This window comes from Spirosoma soli (assembly GCF_042684525.1).
In the GTDB taxonomy this organism is placed as follows: Bacteria; Bacteroidota; Bacteroidia; order Cytophagales; family Spirosomataceae; genus Spirosoma; species Spirosoma soli.
In genome coordinates this window covers 1-16,920 of sequence record NZ_JBHULN010000017.1, presented here as the reverse complement: position 1 = coordinate 16,920, position 16,920 = coordinate 1, and the positions used below count along the sequence as shown (strand labels likewise).

The 16,920-nt window shown below is 47.7% G+C and carries 11 protein-coding genes and 1 pseudogene; 10 read left to right on the top strand and 2 right to left on the bottom strand.

The window, feature by feature from the left end; genetic code table 11:
* Nucleotides 1-17: 17 nt before the first annotated feature.
* The 10 genes and pseudogenes from ACFSUS_RS22035 to ACFSUS_RS21990 all read left to right on the top strand — a co-directional run bounded on the left by ACFSUS_RS22035 (nt 18) and on the right by ACFSUS_RS21990 (nt 14,939).
* Entirely contained in the window at nt 18-419 is a 402-nt protein-coding gene (locus ACFSUS_RS22035) for a hypothetical protein (protein ID WP_381525915.1), read from the top strand.
* 138 nt (nt 420-557) lie between these two features.
* Nucleotides 558-3,650 (top strand): protein translocase subunit SecDF, encoded by a 3,093-nt coding sequence (secDF, locus tag ACFSUS_RS22030; protein ID WP_381525914.1) that lies wholly within the window; start codon nt 558-560, stop codon nt 3,648-3,650.
* A gap of 174 nt (nt 3,651-3,824) precedes the next feature.
* Complete coding sequence (locus ACFSUS_RS22025) at nt 3,825-5,330, top strand: APC family permease (protein ID WP_381525913.1); 1,506 nt, start codon at nt 3,825-3,827, stop codon at nt 5,328-5,330.
* A 114-nt stretch (nt 5,331-5,444) separates the two neighbouring features.
* Nucleotides 5,445-6,242, top strand: a complete 798-nt coding sequence (locus ACFSUS_RS22020) for a sulfite exporter TauE/SafE family protein (protein WP_381526074.1) — start codon at nt 5,445-5,447, stop codon at nt 6,240-6,242.
* Between the two features lie 55 nt (nt 6,243-6,297).
* A complete protein-coding gene (locus tag ACFSUS_RS22015) occupies nt 6,298-7,695 on the top strand; it encodes an MBL fold metallo-hydrolase (RefSeq protein WP_381525912.1) in 1,398 nt (465 codons plus the stop codon).
* A gap of 53 nt (nt 7,696-7,748) precedes the next feature.
* A pseudogene (locus ACFSUS_RS22010) lies at nt 7,749-8,102 on the top strand (type I restriction enzyme HsdR N-terminal domain-containing protein); the annotation flags it as partial.
* On the top strand, nt 8,088-10,286 hold the full coding sequence (locus tag ACFSUS_RS22005) for a DEAD/DEAH box helicase family protein (RefSeq protein WP_381526072.1): 2,199 nt from the start codon (nt 8,088-8,090) through the stop codon (nt 10,284-10,286). The pseudogene ACFSUS_RS22010 and the gene ACFSUS_RS22005, both read left to right, overlap by 15 nt.
* Nucleotides 10,287-10,461: 175 nt before the next feature.
* Nucleotides 10,462-12,309 (top strand): hypothetical protein, encoded by a 1,848-nt coding sequence (locus tag ACFSUS_RS22000; RefSeq protein ID WP_381525911.1) that lies wholly within the window; start codon nt 10,462-10,464, stop codon nt 12,307-12,309.
* 5 nt (nt 12,310-12,314) lie between these two features.
* Entirely contained in the window at nt 12,315-12,608 is a 294-nt protein-coding gene (locus ACFSUS_RS21995) for a hypothetical protein (RefSeq protein WP_381525910.1), read from the top strand.
* A 12-nt stretch (nt 12,609-12,620) separates the two neighbouring features.
* A complete protein-coding gene (locus ACFSUS_RS21990; RefSeq protein WP_381526070.1) occupies nt 12,621-14,939 on the top strand; it encodes an N-6 DNA methylase in 2,319 nt (772 codons plus the stop codon).
* Between the two features lie 62 nt (nt 14,940-15,001).
* On the opposite strand, the gene ACFSUS_RS21985 is transcribed toward ACFSUS_RS21990, so the two are convergent.
* A complete protein-coding gene (locus ACFSUS_RS21985) occupies nt 15,002-15,196 on the bottom strand; it encodes a hypothetical protein (RefSeq protein WP_381525909.1) in 195 nt (64 codons plus the stop codon).
* A gap of 12 nt (nt 15,197-15,208) precedes the next feature.
* Nucleotides 15,209-16,717, bottom strand: coding sequence for a hypothetical protein (locus tag ACFSUS_RS21980; RefSeq protein ID WP_381525908.1), 1,509 nt, complete (start codon nt 16,715-16,717; stop codon nt 15,209-15,211).
* Nucleotides 16,718-16,920: the final 203 nt, after the last annotated feature.

Sequence of the window (16,920 nt, the reverse complement as noted above, 5' to 3'; positions counted from 1 at the left end):
ATCCGCTAAGGAAATTTATGAAGCAACCGCGTGTCATACAACGTTTTTCGAGCTTGCTCCTGGCAACCCTTCTGCTGTTCACGGCAACATGGGGACAAGGAGGGCTGCTCCAGCAACGGGCGTCGCTGACAAAAAAAGCGGTTCAGTCAGGCATTGTAGCCAAATCAACAAAGTCGGGTAAGGCCACAGACTCTCATTCGTCGGATGCGCAACTGAGCGCCAGCCAGTTTGAAGCTGTTGTTACTCCAGCCACGACAATTGACGTAGGTAGTCAAACCGCGTTTTTGCTGCCAGCGCCAACGCTCATCCTATTGTTGCTGCTGAGCGTTCCTTTACTACGGCATTTTACCCTCCCCCATTACTACTTTTCTTATTTCAGGCATGTGTTTGGTCATGCCATAGCGCCCAACGCGCCTTAAGTCTTACTACGGCCAAGTACGAACACGGATAATTGCCGTGCACTACACACCATGCTTTTGCCATCGAGCAAAGCTTTCTAATATTTAACTTTCATATTCATTATTCCCTAATACGGGTTTTCTTCCCGTACACTTGTAATGCAAAACCGAACTGGTATTCTCATTCTGACGGGTGTAATTGCAGCCATCTGCATCTACTTTCTGTCGTTTACGTTCGTCTCCCGAAGCATTAAAGCCGATGCGGAGGCTTACGCCACTAACAAGCAAGGTCAGGTTGACCGGAATAAAAAACAACATTACCTTGATTCGCTCTGGAAAGAGCCTGTTTATTTAGGTAGCACACTTCAGGAAGTTTCTGAACGCGAATTAGGGTTGGGCCTAGACTTACAAGGGGGTATGCACGTCGTACTCGAAGTGTCGCCCGCCGATATTTTGCGGGGTTTGTCGGGTAACAACCGCGATCCAAAATTCAATCAGGCGTTGAAGCAAGCCGCCGAAGACAAGAAGACAAGCAACACAAGCTTTGTAGACTTGTTTGCAGATAACTTCAAGAAGATCGCGCCGGATACTAAGCTGGCCAGCGTATTTGCAACGAGTGCTAATCGGAGCAAGATCAACTATCAGTCCTCGGACACCGAAGTCCGGAAAATGCTGAACGATGAAGTGGAAGGCTCCATCGCCCGCGCTTACCAGATCATTCAGGCTCGCGTCGACAAATTTGGAGTGGCAAACCCAAACATTCAGCGTTTACCAGGTTCGGGCCGGATTCAGATTGAATTACCGGGTGTTGACAATCCCGAGCGTGTACGTCGTCTGTTAACCGGAGCGGCTAAACTTGAGTTTACCGAAGTTTATCGCTTAAATGAATTAGCACCAGCTATTGAAGGTATGGGCGCCTATCTCGTTGCTCAGGAAGCCGCCCGCAAAGCTGCTCTGAAAACAACCGGCACCACCACAGCTCCGGCTTCAGGCTCAGCGGCAAAAGCAAACAACAGCCTGGAGTCGCAATTAGCACAGGGTGGTAAGAAGGATTCGACAGCCGCTAAAGACACGGCTGCTGCAGCGGCCCAGGGCACTGCCCTAACTCAGCTTTTCTTGCCAATTGGCCAGGACCAACTGGGTGTGTACCTAAAAGATACGGCTCGTGCGCAGGCCGTTTTGAACGCTCCTGAGGTACGGGGCCTGTTCCCGGCGGATGCCGTGTTTGCCTGGGATCGTAAGACATTCAAGGCAACGGATGGCAAAGAGATTTTACCGCTCTATTTCCTGAAGAAGCCCGGTGGTCGCGCTCCGCTTGAAGGTGAAGTAATCACGGATGCTTCTAACGATTACGATGATCGGGGTCGTCCCGAGGTAACCATGAACATGAATGCGGAGGGTGCCCGTAAGTGGAAAAACTTAACGGCTGCCAATGTTGGTCGGCCCGTAGCTATTTTGCTTGATAACTTGGTGTATACGGCGCCAAACGTGCAGAACGAAATTCCGAACGGCCGTTCGAGCATCTCGGGTAACTTCACCGTTGAAGAGACCAAAGACATGGCTAACGTCTTGAAAGCCGGTAAATTACCCGCTCCAACTAACATTGTTGAAGAAAGCGTTGTCGGTGCCACGTTAGGTTCTGAAGCCGTGAGCGCGGGTGTCTTGTCGTCGGTAGTAGGTATCTTGCTGGTGTTAGCGTTTGTGGTGTTCTATTACAACCGCGCTGGTCTGATTGCCGACTTGGCTCTGTTCGTAAACTTGTTCTTCTTATTGGGCGTAATGGCCTCGTTGGGTGCGGTGTTAACCATGCCCGGTATTGCCGGTATCGTTCTTTCCATCGGTATGGCGGTTGATGCCAACGTACTGATTTTCGAACGTATTAAAGAGGAGCTATCTGAAGGTAAAGGCTTTAAACAAGCCGTTGGCGATGGCTTCAAGAACGCGCTCTCGTCGATTATTGACTCGAACGTAACGACCTTCCTGACGGGTATCATCCTGTTCATTTTCGGTACGGGTCTGATTTTGGGTTTTGCTACTACACTGATCATTGGTATTCTGACCTCGTTGTTTGCAGCCATCTTCATCACCCGGCTGATATTGGAGTACTATATCCGGAATGGTAAGACGCTGACCTTTTCATCGTCATGGGCGAAGAACCTGTTCAAAGATTCAAACTTCGACTTCGTATCACGTCGGAAGCTGTACTACACGGTTTCATCGGTAATTATTGGCTTAGGTATCATTTCAATCATCTTTAAAGGGTTCGGCTTAGGCGTCGACTTTAAAGGGGGCCGCTCGTATGTGGTACGTTTTGAGAAAGCGGTTAGCACGGATGATGTCCGTACTTCGCTGGCTAGTGTGCTGGGCAGCGCTCCGGAAGTAAAAACGTATGGTGGTACGGGTATCGGTGCCAATCAGGTAAAGGTAACGACACCATATTTGATCGACGACAATTCACCTACGGCCGATAAGCGGGCAGAAGCAACAATTTACAAGGGCTTATCAAGCCTGAAGGGTAACCCTGCTCGTATCCAGAGCTCGCAAAAAGTAGGACCAACCATTGCTTATGATATTCTGACATCGGCTCTGTGGTCAATTCTGCTGGCCGTTGCCGTGGTATTCGTTTACATTCTGATTCGGTTCAAGCGGTTGGCGTTTGGTTATGGTGCCGTGGTCGCTATGTTCCACGATGTACTGATTATCCTGGCTATCTTCTCAATCTTTAACGGCCTGCTTCCTTTCTCGCTCGACGTCGATCAGGCGTTTGTGGGAGCCTTGCTTACGATTATGGGTTATTCTATGAACGACACGGTTGTGGTCTTCGACCGAGTGCGTGAGTACCTGAATGAAAACCGGGGTAAGAAAGAAAGCATTCCGACGATTATCAACAACGCCCTCAACAGCACCTTGAGCCGCACAGCCGTAACGGGCTTCTCGACGATTCTGGTGTTATTAGTCCTCTTTATCTTTGGGGGCGAAACCATTCGGGGCTTTTCGTTCGCGATGCTGATTGGCGTCATTGTTGGTACGTATTCGTCCCTGTTCGTCGCTACGCCTATTGTGGTTGACTCACTAAGCCGCGATCAGGAGAAAGACGCTGGCACACCGACCGGTACAAGCGCCGAAAAGAAGACGGGCTTTGACGCTGTTCCGGCCGACTTTACCAGTGCTGCTCCGGCAACACCTGAGGAGTTTACTGCAAAGAAGGAGAAGAAGGCAAAAACGCCCCTAATTCGTCCATCGCAGTCGTAATATAAAAGAGTGAAAGAGCGGAAGAACGAAAGAGTATAGGCCCCGTGGTAGTGTCTTGCTGTTTCACTCTTTCGCTCTTTTTTCTTTTCCACTCTTTATTATTTCGTATCTTTCACTGCATTTTACCCAAGAATATTTTCTAAGAAACCTAATCACCAAACTATTATTTCCTACATGGAAACAAAAGTAAGACCTGCCGATACAACCAGCATATGGCGTAAGAAGCCCCTTGCAGCTTACGAAGCTGATATGAAAAAAAGTGAACTCAAACGGGTATTAACCCGTTGGGGGCTCACCTCGCTTGGTATCGGGGCCGTTATTGGCGGGGGCGTATTCGTGCTAACGGGCATTGCCGCCAATCAGTGGGCGGGTCCGGCACTGGCGCTATCGTTCATGATGGCTGGAGTTGCCTGCGCGTTTGCAGCTTTATGTTATGCTGAGTTTGCGTCTATCCTACCCGTTGAAGGCTCTGCGTATGCCTATTCATACGGTACGGTTGGCGAAGTGTTTGCCTGGCTCATCGGCTGGAACCTCATTCTTGAGTACATGATGGGGGCAACAACGGTAGCCGTCAGCTGGTCAGGTTATTTTGAGAAGTTGATGCACCTGTTTGGCATTGACCCTCCCCTGTGGCTAATGAATGACCCCGTAACGGCCCAGGAAAAAGCCGAAGCCTTACGAGCTGCCGGACAGTCTATTCCAGACTTTACGTTCGCCGTTAATTTACCCGCCTTCTTAATTGTCTGGGTGGTAACCTATATACTTGTCAAAGGAATCAAAGAGGCTGCCAGCACCAACAACCTGATTGTAATTCTGAAAGTAGCTACGGTAATTTTCGTCATCATTGCCGGCTCGTTTTATGTTGATACGGCAAACTGGACACCGTTCATTCCAGACCCGATTGTTGACAAATCAGGGCAGACTCACTATGGTTTTGATGGCATTGTAACAGCAGCGGGTATTGTTTTCTTCGCTTACATCGGCTTTGACGCGGTTTCAACGCAGGCAGGGGAAGCCATTAACCCTCGTAAAGACGTACCGTTCGCCATTATTGCATCGTTGGTTATTTGTACGGCCTTGTACATTCTGGTTTCACTGGTATTGACTGGTATGGTACGATTTGACGCTCTTGACCTCAAAGCTCCTGTAGCACAAGCCTTTGCTGACCAGGGACTTACCTGGGCCGTGTATCTGATTACAATTGCCGCTATTGCCGGTTTAACCTCCGTTATGCTGGTAATGATGCTGGGGCAAACCCGTATTTTCCTGGGTATGGCTAAGGACGGCTTGTTACCCAAGAACTTGTTTGCGGCCATTCACCCAACGTTTAAAACCCCCTGGAAAAGCACGATTTTAGTCGGCGGCATTGTTTCAACAGTAGCAGCGCTAACGCCGATCGATAAGGTATCAGAATTGTGTAGCTCGGGTACACTACTTGCTTTTGCTATGATTTGTGGAGCGGTATGGCTTCTACGCGTTCGTGAACCAAATCTGGATCGGCCTTATAAAACGCCTGCTTTGCCCGTAATTGCAACCTTGGGTATTTGCGCTAACCTGTATCTAATGTACAACCTACGCGACGATACCAAACTGACATTCGTTATCTGGTGTACGCTAGGCATCATTGTGTACTTCTTGTACAGCCGGAAGCACAGCAATTTGAATAATCCAGAAGAATAGAAATTCTCGTTTAACTGTTCCACAACGGCCCCTGGCACTCTGCTGGGGGCCGTTGCGTTTGTTACTACTCGAGGTTATCAAAAAGTTATTCTTTCAATTGTAGCTTTGTCCTCAATGAGTGGACAGGAGTTGCTAGGGTATGCGTCAGCGGTTATAGTAGGTTTAGTCATTGGCTTGGCTGGTGGCGGTGGATCAATTCTGACAGTGCCCATTTTTGTGTACGTCTTTAACATTCCAACCGTAATGGCAACCACATACTCGCTGTTTGTAGTTGGGTCAACGTCGTTAGTTGGTTCGATTAATCATGTTTGGAAGAAACGAGTTGACCTCCCGGTAACCCTAGCGTTTGCCTTACCCTCGTTCATATCTGTCTATCTAAGCCGGCGCTTTTTAGTCCCGGCCTTACCCGATCCTATGTTCCAAGTTGAGCAGTTTACGTTGTCGAAAAGCGATGCTGTTCTGTATTTCTTCGCCATAGTCATGATTCTGGCCGCTCGGGCTATGATCCGTAGCGACCGACCAGAGCAGGGAGAAGCCGCAGATGGTCGCCCACGTTATCAAACGCTGGCCCTTGACGGATTAGCCGTTGGCCTATTGACCGGAACCATTGGAGCAGGCGGTGGCTTTCTGATTGTTCCTATGCTTGTACTACTAGCCGGTTTATCCATACAGCGGGCTGTAGCAACGTCAGTATTAATTATTGCGGTTAATTCATTTGTGGGATTCCTTGGTGATATTCATCACAGTACGCTCAACTGGAATTTTCTTTTGCCGTTTACGGGTTTATCTATCATTGGAATTTTCATGGGCATGTACTTAGCCCGTTACATAGCTCCCGACCAACTTAAAAAAGGTTTTGGCTGGTTTGTGTTGATGGTGGCAGGGTACATGATTATCAAAGAACTGCTGTAATGCGGGTAAAAACCGCATTTGCTCATAAATAGTGGGTTTCCACCTGCATTACATTATGACTGTTGAACAACTTTACACAGGCTGCCTGGCGCAAGGAGCCTACTACATTGAGAGTGCTGGTGAAGCTGCGATCATTGACCCACTTCGCGAAACCTCACCCTACATTCGAAAAGCTGAAAAAGCCGGTGCTAAAATTAAGTACGTGTTCGAAACACATTTTCACGCCGATTTCGTGTCGGGGCATCTAGACTTAGCGAAAAAGACAGGAGCTACAATCGTCTACGGTCCCAATGCCAATACGAGTTACGACGTGTATCATGCCAAAGACGGCGAGACGTTCGCAGTAGGTAACGTATTGATCAAAGTGCTACATACGCCAGGTCATACGCTTGAATCGACAACTTACTTGCTTATTGATGAGGCCGGAAGAGATCATGCCATCTTTACCGGCGACACTCTTTTCATTGGCGACGTCGGACGACCAGACCTTGCGATCAAAGGCGATCTGACAGAACATGATCTGGCCGGTATGTTGTACGACAGCCTACAAACGAAGATTATGCCTTTGGCCGATACGATAATTGTTTATCCGGCTCACGGCGCCGGTTCAGCCTGTGGTAAGAACATGAGTAAAGAGACAACGGACTTACTCGGTAATCAAAAGCGCTTTAATTATGCGCTTCAGGCTAAATCAAAAGAGGAATTCATCGAGAAAATACTTGATGGATTAACAACGGCGCCAGCTTATTTCTCGGAAAACGCCCGGCTTAATAAAGAAGGATATGAGCCGATTGATCAGGTCTTACAGCGTGGTAGTCAGGCTCTATCGCCCGAAGAGTTTGAAACTGCGGTCAACGAAACGGACGCATTAGTGCTTGATGTTCGCGAAGCGGTTGACTTTGCCAAAGGCTTTATTCCGAATTCTATTAACATTGGTTTGAATGGCCAGTTCGCTCCCTGGGTTGGCGCGTTAATTCCCGATCTGATGCAGCCAATTGCGCTCGTTACGCCGGCTGGTCAGGAAGGAGAAACCATCCTACGGCTCGCCCGCGTCGGTTATGACCACTGCATTGGTTTCCTCGATGGTGGCTTTACCGCCTGGCAGCAAGCGGGCAAAGAAGTAGATCATATTGAATCTATATCCGCCGAAGAGTTTTCTATACGATGGAAAGCCAATCCATTGTTAACTGTTGTGGACGTCCGCAAACCCGGTGAGTTCGCGGCTGAACATGTCCAAGGCGCAGAAAACTTACCACTTGATAACCTTAACGATCACATGGCTGAAGTGCCCCGTAACGAACCAGTCTACGTGCATTGCGCCGGTGGATATCGCTCAATGGTGGCCAATTCTATTTTGAAAGCGCGCGGTTTCGATAATGTGATTAATGTAGAAGGCGGTATTGCCGCCATCAAAAAAACAGCCGTACCGGTTAGCCAGGAAGCTAGGGCGTAAGCATTGCAAGACCTGCGTTATGTGCCTATCTTGCCAGTCGGTTTGCTCGACACATGGCACAAAAAGAAGCGAAAGCACGAATTAAGATTAACAAACTCCTCGAAGAAGCAGGTTGGCGCTTCTTCGACACTGACGATGGCCCGGTTAATATTGCGCTCGAACACCATACCAAAATCAGCACGACGGAACTTAACGATTTAGGTGAAAATTTTGAGAAAACTAAAAGTGGGTTTCTCGACTTCTTACTACTTGACGGTCGAGGTTTTCCGTTAGTGGTGCTGGAAGCTAAAGCTGAGCACATCCACCCACTCAGCGCCAAGGAACAAGCGCGCAAATATGCCGTCAGCCAAAACTGTCGCTACGTTATTTTGTCGAACGGTAACCTGCATTTTTTGTGGGATTTAGAGCGAGGAAATCCGCAACCTATTCAAACGTTTCCTACGACGGATAGCTTCAAGCATCTCAACGCCTTTCATGCCGATCCGCAACGCTTAGCCAACGAGCCGCTTGACGTTGATTACATTGCGCTGACCCAAAGGCCAGACTACCAGGCCGACCCACGCTGGATTTATGAAGCGCAAAGGGAACGCTTCAAACGCGAATCGGGCCTTCGTTTCCTGCGCGATTACCAGCTAAAAGCTGTTAAAAAGTTGCAGGAAGCTGTGGCCGACGGCAAAGATCGGTTTCTGTTCGAGATGGCCACCGGAACGGGAAAAACGCTAACCTCAGCGGCCGTAGTAAAGCTGTTTTTGCGGACAGGTAACGCCCGGCGGGTGCTGTTCCTGGTTGACCGGCTTGAGCTGGAAAATCAGGCGAAGAAAGACTTTGACAAGTACCTGAAGCCTGATTACATCACCGTCATCTATAAAGAAAAACGCGACGACTGGCGTAAGGCAGAAGTTGTGGTTTCGACGGTGCAATCGTTTTCTCATCACAACAAATACAAGCGACTGTTTCGGCCCGACGATTTTGACCTGGTCATTTCCGACGAAGCGCATCGGTCTATTGGTGGTAACAGCCGGGCCGTGTTTGATTACTTCGTCGGCTACAAACTCGGACTAACCGCAACTCCGAAAGATTACCTTAAGAAGGTAAATACGGCGAAGCTTCAGCAACGTGACCCGCGCGAGTTGGAACGCCGGATGCTGTTAGATACTTATACGACGTTTGGTTGTGAGAACGGTATCCCTACCTTTCGTTTCTCATTGCTGGATGGCGTCAAGGCTGGGTATTTAGTTAACCCAACCGTTGTTGATGCCCGGACGAGCATTACCACGCAGCTCTTGTCTGAGGAAGGATATGCCGTGCTGGTAGAGGACAAAGATGGTAATGAAACCGAAGCGTCGTTTGTACACCGCGATTTCGAGAAAAAGTTTTTCTCTGAAACGACCAATTACGTCTTCTGCGAGACTTTCCTGAAAAACGCGCTACGCGATCCGGTCAGTGGCGAGGTTGGGAAAACGATCATCTTCTGCGTTAGCCAGAACCACGCGGCCAGGGTAACGCAACTACTTAATGAGCAGGCACACCGGCTATTTCCGGGCCGTTATCGGTCTGACTTTGCTGTGCAGGTGACATCGAACGTAACCGATGCCCAGCAGATGACCATCAATTTTGCCAACAATCAGTTGGGTGGTTCGGGCAACTACAATCCAGACTACCGGACGAGCAGAACACGCGTCTGCGTAACGGTTGGTATGATGACCACTGGTTACGACTGCCCCGACCTGCTGAACTTATGCCTAATGCGGCCGGTGTTCTCGCCTTCGGAATTTGTGCAGATGAAGGGGCGAGGTACTCGAAAACACAATTTTACCGGCGACACGTTGGCTGACCGAACACTGGCCAACCAGCTCGGTGATGTAGAGAAGACGACGTTCAAACTGTTCGATTTCTTTGCCAACTGCGAATACTTCGAAGAGAAGTTTAACTATGACGAAGTAATTAAGCTGCCCGCCATCAACAAGCCCGATGCTGACCCGACAGGTGGGCTGCTGACGCCTTTACCCGACGTAGGAGCTTACGAAAATGAGTCGACCGACCGCATTCATACCGTGCAGGAGCAGATTGTTGGCCTGGATGGGATGAAGATCGACCGCATGTACTTCGACCAGTTTGAGGAGCGTGTTAAGCAAGACCCCGTTGTGCAAAATACTTTGCAAACCGGCGACTGGGACACCGTGCTGGCTTACGTAGCTGATACGTATTTCGATAAGCCAGCCGAGTTTTACAACCTGGACAAGCTTCGGCGGGCGGCTCAGGTAGACCGCCGGATTAGCCTGCGTGAGATTGTTGAGAAGGTGCTGGGTCTGATTCCGTATTTCAAGTCGAAAGAAGAATTGCTGGAAGACGAATTTGATAAATTCGACAGCCGGTACCTGCCCAACGAGGAGTATTTCACGGCCGCGAAAAACTTCTTCAAGAGCTACGTCACTGATGGCGACCTGCGCGAAATTATTGAGACTCGCAAGTACAGCCTACTCAACACGAATCCCAACGGTGACTCATTCCGGCATCTGCCGCCCGAGCTGCGCAAACAGATACCGGAATACATTAAGGATAACATTTCATTGAACCAATTCATGGCCTAAATAGAAAAACCCGGCTCGTGAGCCGGGTTTTTGTCACTGTCAGGAGAGGGGAAACAGAAGGCGGACGATGAAGTCTCTTGCCAATCTGCCAGTACTCTCCTTCCAATATTTTCAGTATATCAGTATAATTGTTGTCTTCTAAAGCAAAAACGTTGCAAACGTATTAAAAGTTTACATGAATTCAAGCGCTACGCCGATTAAATTATTAAGCATCAGTCAACGCTATTTTAAAGAGAAATTCTTAGAACTGACTCACCGACGGACACTCGACTCGTTTCGTGTAAGGTTGAATAACCCTCGAAGTATATTGCAAGAATTAAGCCAGGTTCTGATTGATTCTACTCAAAATAAGATTAAAAATTTTACTACCATCGAAGCTCTTCTAGAGGAAGCGGATGCTCTTTTGAAAGTAGACAACGAACTTGTATTCAGTGATATTAGTAAAAGTTATTTAACCTCGCTAATTGGTGAGTACCTAGGCCACAAAGGTAAACCTTCGCAGAAAAGCAAAACAGACGCGGCTGAAGGTACGGGCATAGATGCAGTTAAAGAACGAAAGTTAATCGCCACTAACCAATTAATATATGCCCTGCGAATTGTGCTTAAAGACAACGAATTGTACGCCGGTTCGCTCGTGGCCAGCATACGTAATGAGATACTACGTCTAAAGGATACCGACATAAAAAATTCGCCAGGTAATCTCGATACATTGAGCCGATTGACCGAACACGCAGTTAGTGAGTTGCTCCAGCAGGGTTACGCTAAGTCCTATCTCTACCCATTGGTAAGACAGAAGCTGTTTGGCAAAGATGTACAGACCGATTTTGATTACGCCCTTAATTTCGTTGAACAACTTTGCACCCGACAGGCAGAAGCCTATAAGGTTGTATTCAAGATAAAAATCTCAGGTGGACATCAAATAAACCTAAATGGCTCTCTGTTGCTATCCGACGAGGTGAAAGGCAGCTTATGCACAACCAATGCGCAGGCGGAAAGATTTCTTACTGAAATAGACCCTAAGGTTCAGCTTGTATACGTACAGGTAGAGGGGCTGGACTATTTTTCCGTACTTAAGAAGGCTCGCCGACAGCTAAATGCTGAGTTGGATCGTTTACATCTAGGATTCTCAGAAGCAAACCTGAACGTCTACAATGATGCTTTGGTATGCGGCACCCTGGAACCTGATAAAACACAAGTCCATCGAATGATGTATCAAGAGGATGGTTTTTATAAGAACGCCCAAACACTTTACGAAGACCTTACTCAAAAAGTAGCCATTATTCAGGAAAACCGAGATATAGCTAAAGAAACACGTAATAAGATCACGTCGGCCATCCGTTATCTTCGTCTAGGTAGTGAATCACTTGAACTGGAGCAGAAATATGTGAACTATTGGATTGGCCTGGAATACATTTTTTCAAACTATGACATCACCGAACGGACCATCTTCCGCATGAAGGAACATTTTACAAATTGTCATGCGCTTATTTATGTAAAACGTAATCTGCTCGAATTTCATCACCTGCTGAAAAGAGCCAAGGTGTATAAACGAGTCCCAGGTTACAACAATGATTTAGTGTATCTAAGCCGGGAAGCTACATATGTGTTCGTCATCGAACACTTTATGGAGACTCACCCACTGTTAGGTTATCGGGCTTATCAGTATAAGCAACGCATCTTCGGGACTAAGCAGCCGCAGACGTACATCGTAGAACACCAGAAAAATCTTACGCGGCACCTGACACGCTGCTACCGTATCCGCAACGAGATTGTTCATGAAGCTGCCATCAATAGCAACATCGAAGTCGTAACGGGTAATCTACGCTACTACCTGACATTTGTATTGAACAGCCTGCTTGACTATTTGGCCTCTCAGCCGATTGACTCAGACCAGGACGGAAGAATAACTATTGACGACTTCTTCATTCGCCAAGAACTAAAATTTAAAAGCCTTGAACGTAGCCAGTATCCGCTGGCTGGACTTTTGGCTGTTAAAAGTGCTACGGAAGTATTTGGCTCTTAACAATCATGCTGACAACCGAAACGAAACAACGCATTAACACCGCCCGCGATATTCTGGTAGGTAAAGTACCCGACCCCAAAAGCCAGGTTGAGCAAATCACCATTGCCATGATCTATAAGTTCATGGATGATATGGACAAGGAGGCCATTGAGTTTGGGGGCGAACCAACCTTTTTTGCCGGAGAATTCGATAAATACGCGTGGTCGAAGCTGTTTGCCCCGCAATTGGGCGGACATGAAGTGCTGGCGCTTTACGCCGAGGCCATCGTGCGGATGAACCAAAACCCCAATATTCCGTAACTATTTCGTGATATTTTCAAGAATGCCTTTCTGCCGTACCGCGACCCCGAAACGCTGAAGCTATTTCTGAAAACGATTAATGGCTTTGCCTATGATCACTCCGAAGACCTTGGTGATGCGTTCGAATATCTATTGCAGGTGATGGGTAGCCAGGGCGATGCCGGACAGTTTCGTACACCACGCCACATCATCGACTTTATGGTGAACGTGGTGCAGCCGCAGAAGCACGAAACCATAGCAGACACCGCTTGTGGCACGGCTGGTTTCTTAGTATCCTCGTACAACTACATCCGCAACCAGAATACGAGTAAAAACAAAGGTGATTTACTAACACCCGACGACCGGAAACGGCTGGTTGAGAACATAAAAGGGTATGACATTAGCCCGGACATGGTTCGCCTGTCACTGGTGAACCTGTATCTACATGGCTTTACTAACCCGCAGGTGGTGGAATATGATACGCTGACGAGTGAAGACAATTGGAACGAGCGGTTCGACGTAATTCTGGCGAATCCACCGTTCATGTCGCCTAAAGGCGGTATTAAGCCTCACCGCCGGTTTAGTATCCAGAGCAACCGCTCCGAAGTACTATTTCTTGATTACATCGCCGAGCACTTACGACCGGGTGGCCGGGCGGCTGTGATTGTGCCTGAAGGGATTATTTTTCAGAGCGGCACGGCTTACAAAGCCTTGCGAAAGTTGCTGGTAGACAAGTACCTCTGGGCGGTGGTTAGTCTGCCGGCGGGTGTCTTCAATCCGTACTCGGGCGTAAAAACGAGTATACTGCTGCTCGACCGGACGTTGGCGCCGAAAACTGATTCGGTGCTGTTTGTGAAGGTTAAAGCCGATGGTTATGACCTCGGTGCCCAACGACGCCCGATTGACAAAAACGATTTGCCGAATGCGCTTAAACTGTTGACCGCTTATCGACAAACCATCCAAAACGGCACAGTTGCCAACGTAAGCAGTGAGTTTGTCGTCCATGACGATATGGGCCTTGTGGTTGAGAAGGAACGTATTGTCGGAAGCGGGGAATATAATTTGAGTGGGGAACGGTACAAGGCTGCTATCGCCAGCCAATCAAGCGACTATCCCAAAGTACGTTTGGGCGATGTTTGCGAAATTAATCCGGGAAAAGCTGAATTAAGAAATTTTAAACCTGGAACAGAAGTCACTTTTCTACCAATGAGTGATTTGCAGGAGAACCGTATGACTTTCCAGCCAAAGGAAATTCGCCAATTACACGAGGTAATGAAAGGCTATACTTTTTTCAGAGATAATGATGTGCTACTGGCCAAAATCACCCCTTGCTTTGAAAACGGAAAAGCTGGTATTGCTCGTGGATTGAAGAATGGCATCGGTTTCGGCTCAACGGAGTATTACGTTATCCGGCCAGGCGACCAGATTTTGCCTGAATGGGTATACTACTTCATATCATCCCATGAATTTAAACGAATTGGTAAGTTTAACATGACCGGTTCGGCAGGCCAACAGCGCGTTGCAAAGGATTATGTTGCTAATCTCGAAATCCCCGTGCCTCCGCTGGCCGTTCAGCAGCAGATTGTGGCCGAGATTGAGGGTTATCAGCGCATCATCGACGGAGCGCGGCAGGTCGTCGAAGCCTACAAACCCCAAATTCAAATTGACCCAAGTTGGGAAATGGTGGCGTTGGGAAACTGTGTTGAATCAACTCAACTTGGATTGACTAAAGGAAAAGGAGAGCAGGGTATTGAAGTAACCGAAAATACGTTTCCATACATTAAAATGGAAAACATCACTTACGATGGCCAGTTGCTTTTGGATAAAGTGGTTTTCGTTGAGTCAACAGCTGATGAACTTTCCAGAAATACATTGAAGGACGGTGACTTTATTTACAACACTCGAAATGCACCTAACTTAGTTGGTAAGTCTACGGTTTTCCATGGCGAACCAAATAAGTTTCTGTTTAATAATAACATTCTCCGAATTCGATTCACAAACGACTTGATAGCCGACTACGCTAATTATTACATGAATTCTCCCGCTGGAAAAGCTAAGATTAGTAGTCTCGTAGCGGGAACCACAAGTGTAGCAGCACTTTATCAAAAAGAGTATTTATCTATTCAAATTCCTCTTCCATCACTCAAAACGCAGCAGCAAATTGTAGCCGAGATCGAACGGGAGCAGGCGTTGGTAAACGCCAATAAAGAGTTGATTTCGCTGTTTGAGCAAAAAATAAAAGACCGGGTTGCGGCTGTCTGGGGCAAGAAGCCGGAAGCCAACGAAACGCCGGTAGTGCCGATGTCCTACGCCCTTGTCGATGAGGAAGTAGCGATGGTGGCAGAAGAATGATTGATGATAAAAGAGGAACGCCCGGCCAATTGGTCGGGCGTTCCTCTTTATAACGAGATACATTAAGCGGTTAAGACGACCTTAGCCGCATTTATCTGCGACTCCCGTTCACGGCGACGATACTCACGACGGACCTCCTCCATCTGCATGTTCATCTGCCGGGTTGCTTCCTGCGCTACCTCCGGGTCGAGCGGTTGGATTCGGTCTTCCTGCCGGAACCGCTCCATCAATTGTTTCAGTTCGTTCGTGTCCTGCATCGTAATGGTTGGTCAATAAGGCTGGTCGGAAAAGGGTTTCAAGTTATTCTCGTAAATAGAGAACGTCGTCAATTCAAAATTAATTGCCTGAATACGAGTGGCATTCGTGTTCTCTTCGGCAAAGGTAAACAATTTGTTCTGGTAAGCCGCAAACACCATAGGCTTGTAATAGAGCACGTTAGCTTCTGTAGCGTCCAATATAATAACGCCATTCGCCTGGCTATGTTCAATAAGCTCATTCGTGGACAGTTCCGCTACCCATATAAATTTCGGCAGTGCCATGCCCAGGATAAGCGTCTGTAGTTCAGACTGCATACCGGCCTGCGTCGCTACGTATTCCTTGTAGGAACGACTCGACGTGAGATAAAAGCGTAAGAACAGTTCGTATCCCTCCGGCAAGGGGTACGGACCCACCACCAGGAAATTTTCAACAAGTCGTTTAGCTTCAAAGGCCTCCAGGTAGACTTTGCCATACAAAGGCACAATGAAGTAATCGATTTCGCATCGTTGCCAATCCTCGTTAGGGTAGTTAGCAGCCGGTAGCGTCAGATCCGCTTTTACATAGGCGGGCATATTATCGTCAATGAACACAAAATTTCGCGCAATCCGGTCATTATCGACAATACGAATGGAACGACCTAATACACGCGGTGGCGTAGTGGGTACCTGACTGGCGTTAATTGGCTCGCGGCCAATACACAGCAGAGCATGAGCAATGCCGTCGTGATTATCAATCGTTACAGCAATTGGAATACCACTTTCAACATAGCAACTGAGGAGTTCATAAAAATCAGACCCGTGTGCTTGCTTAGAGTAGATGCGCGTGGCGAAACCCAACTCGCGCAGGGCGAATGAAATCTGATCAACAGCTAATCCCTTAGACGGCCACTGCCGCTCGTATGATTGCGAACGCAGCACAGATATAATCTCAGAAGGAAGTACCGGCCGGTAGTTTGCGTAGCGATGACCAAAGTACTCCATTAGAGCCCAGACGGTGGTTTCGGCGCAGGTAATTGTTTCGGTATCTTGCGAAGAGTGGGGAAATCCGGTTGCCGTTAGCTTAATCGCATTAACCGTTACCGGAACGTCCGTTACACAAATGTTCAGGTTACGATTCTTCAACGCATGGGGCGATAAAACACTTCGACCTATCACCTGTGGTATAGTTGGCCGCAACACAACAAAGCCCAGATAGTGCTTCTGCAAAGAATTTTTATCAACACTGCCCCGAAATGAACCGCCGTCAATCTTTGTGCTGAAGAATGACAAGCGAAGGCAGTGTTTGGGATAACTACCTAATTTTGTAGAAAAATAATGGTAATAACTATCCCGATACACCCTATCCACGTAAGGCCCTTCGACAAAAACATAAAGCGAATCGTTTAATCGGTTGATGTGGCTTTGTAATACCCGACGAAAATCATCACATTGTTCGGCATTGAGTTCAAAGAAGCGTTCGGCTAAATCGGTAATGGGTTCAACACAACTATGTATTGGTAAAACTTGTGTTTCAATAAACATAAAGGGTTAGGGTAGATAGTGGTGTACAAAATTTACACCTTGTTCAACGTTAAAAAATGGAAGTAACCAAAAGCATACTTATTGATCCGTGAATTAGTCTGTAAAGAAAGCGACTTCCTTCTTTCGGAAGAAGACTTGGATTAACTTTCGATTCTTCTCTAGTAGGTTAATCTGTTCCAAAACAATTACTGTTAGCTCTTCCA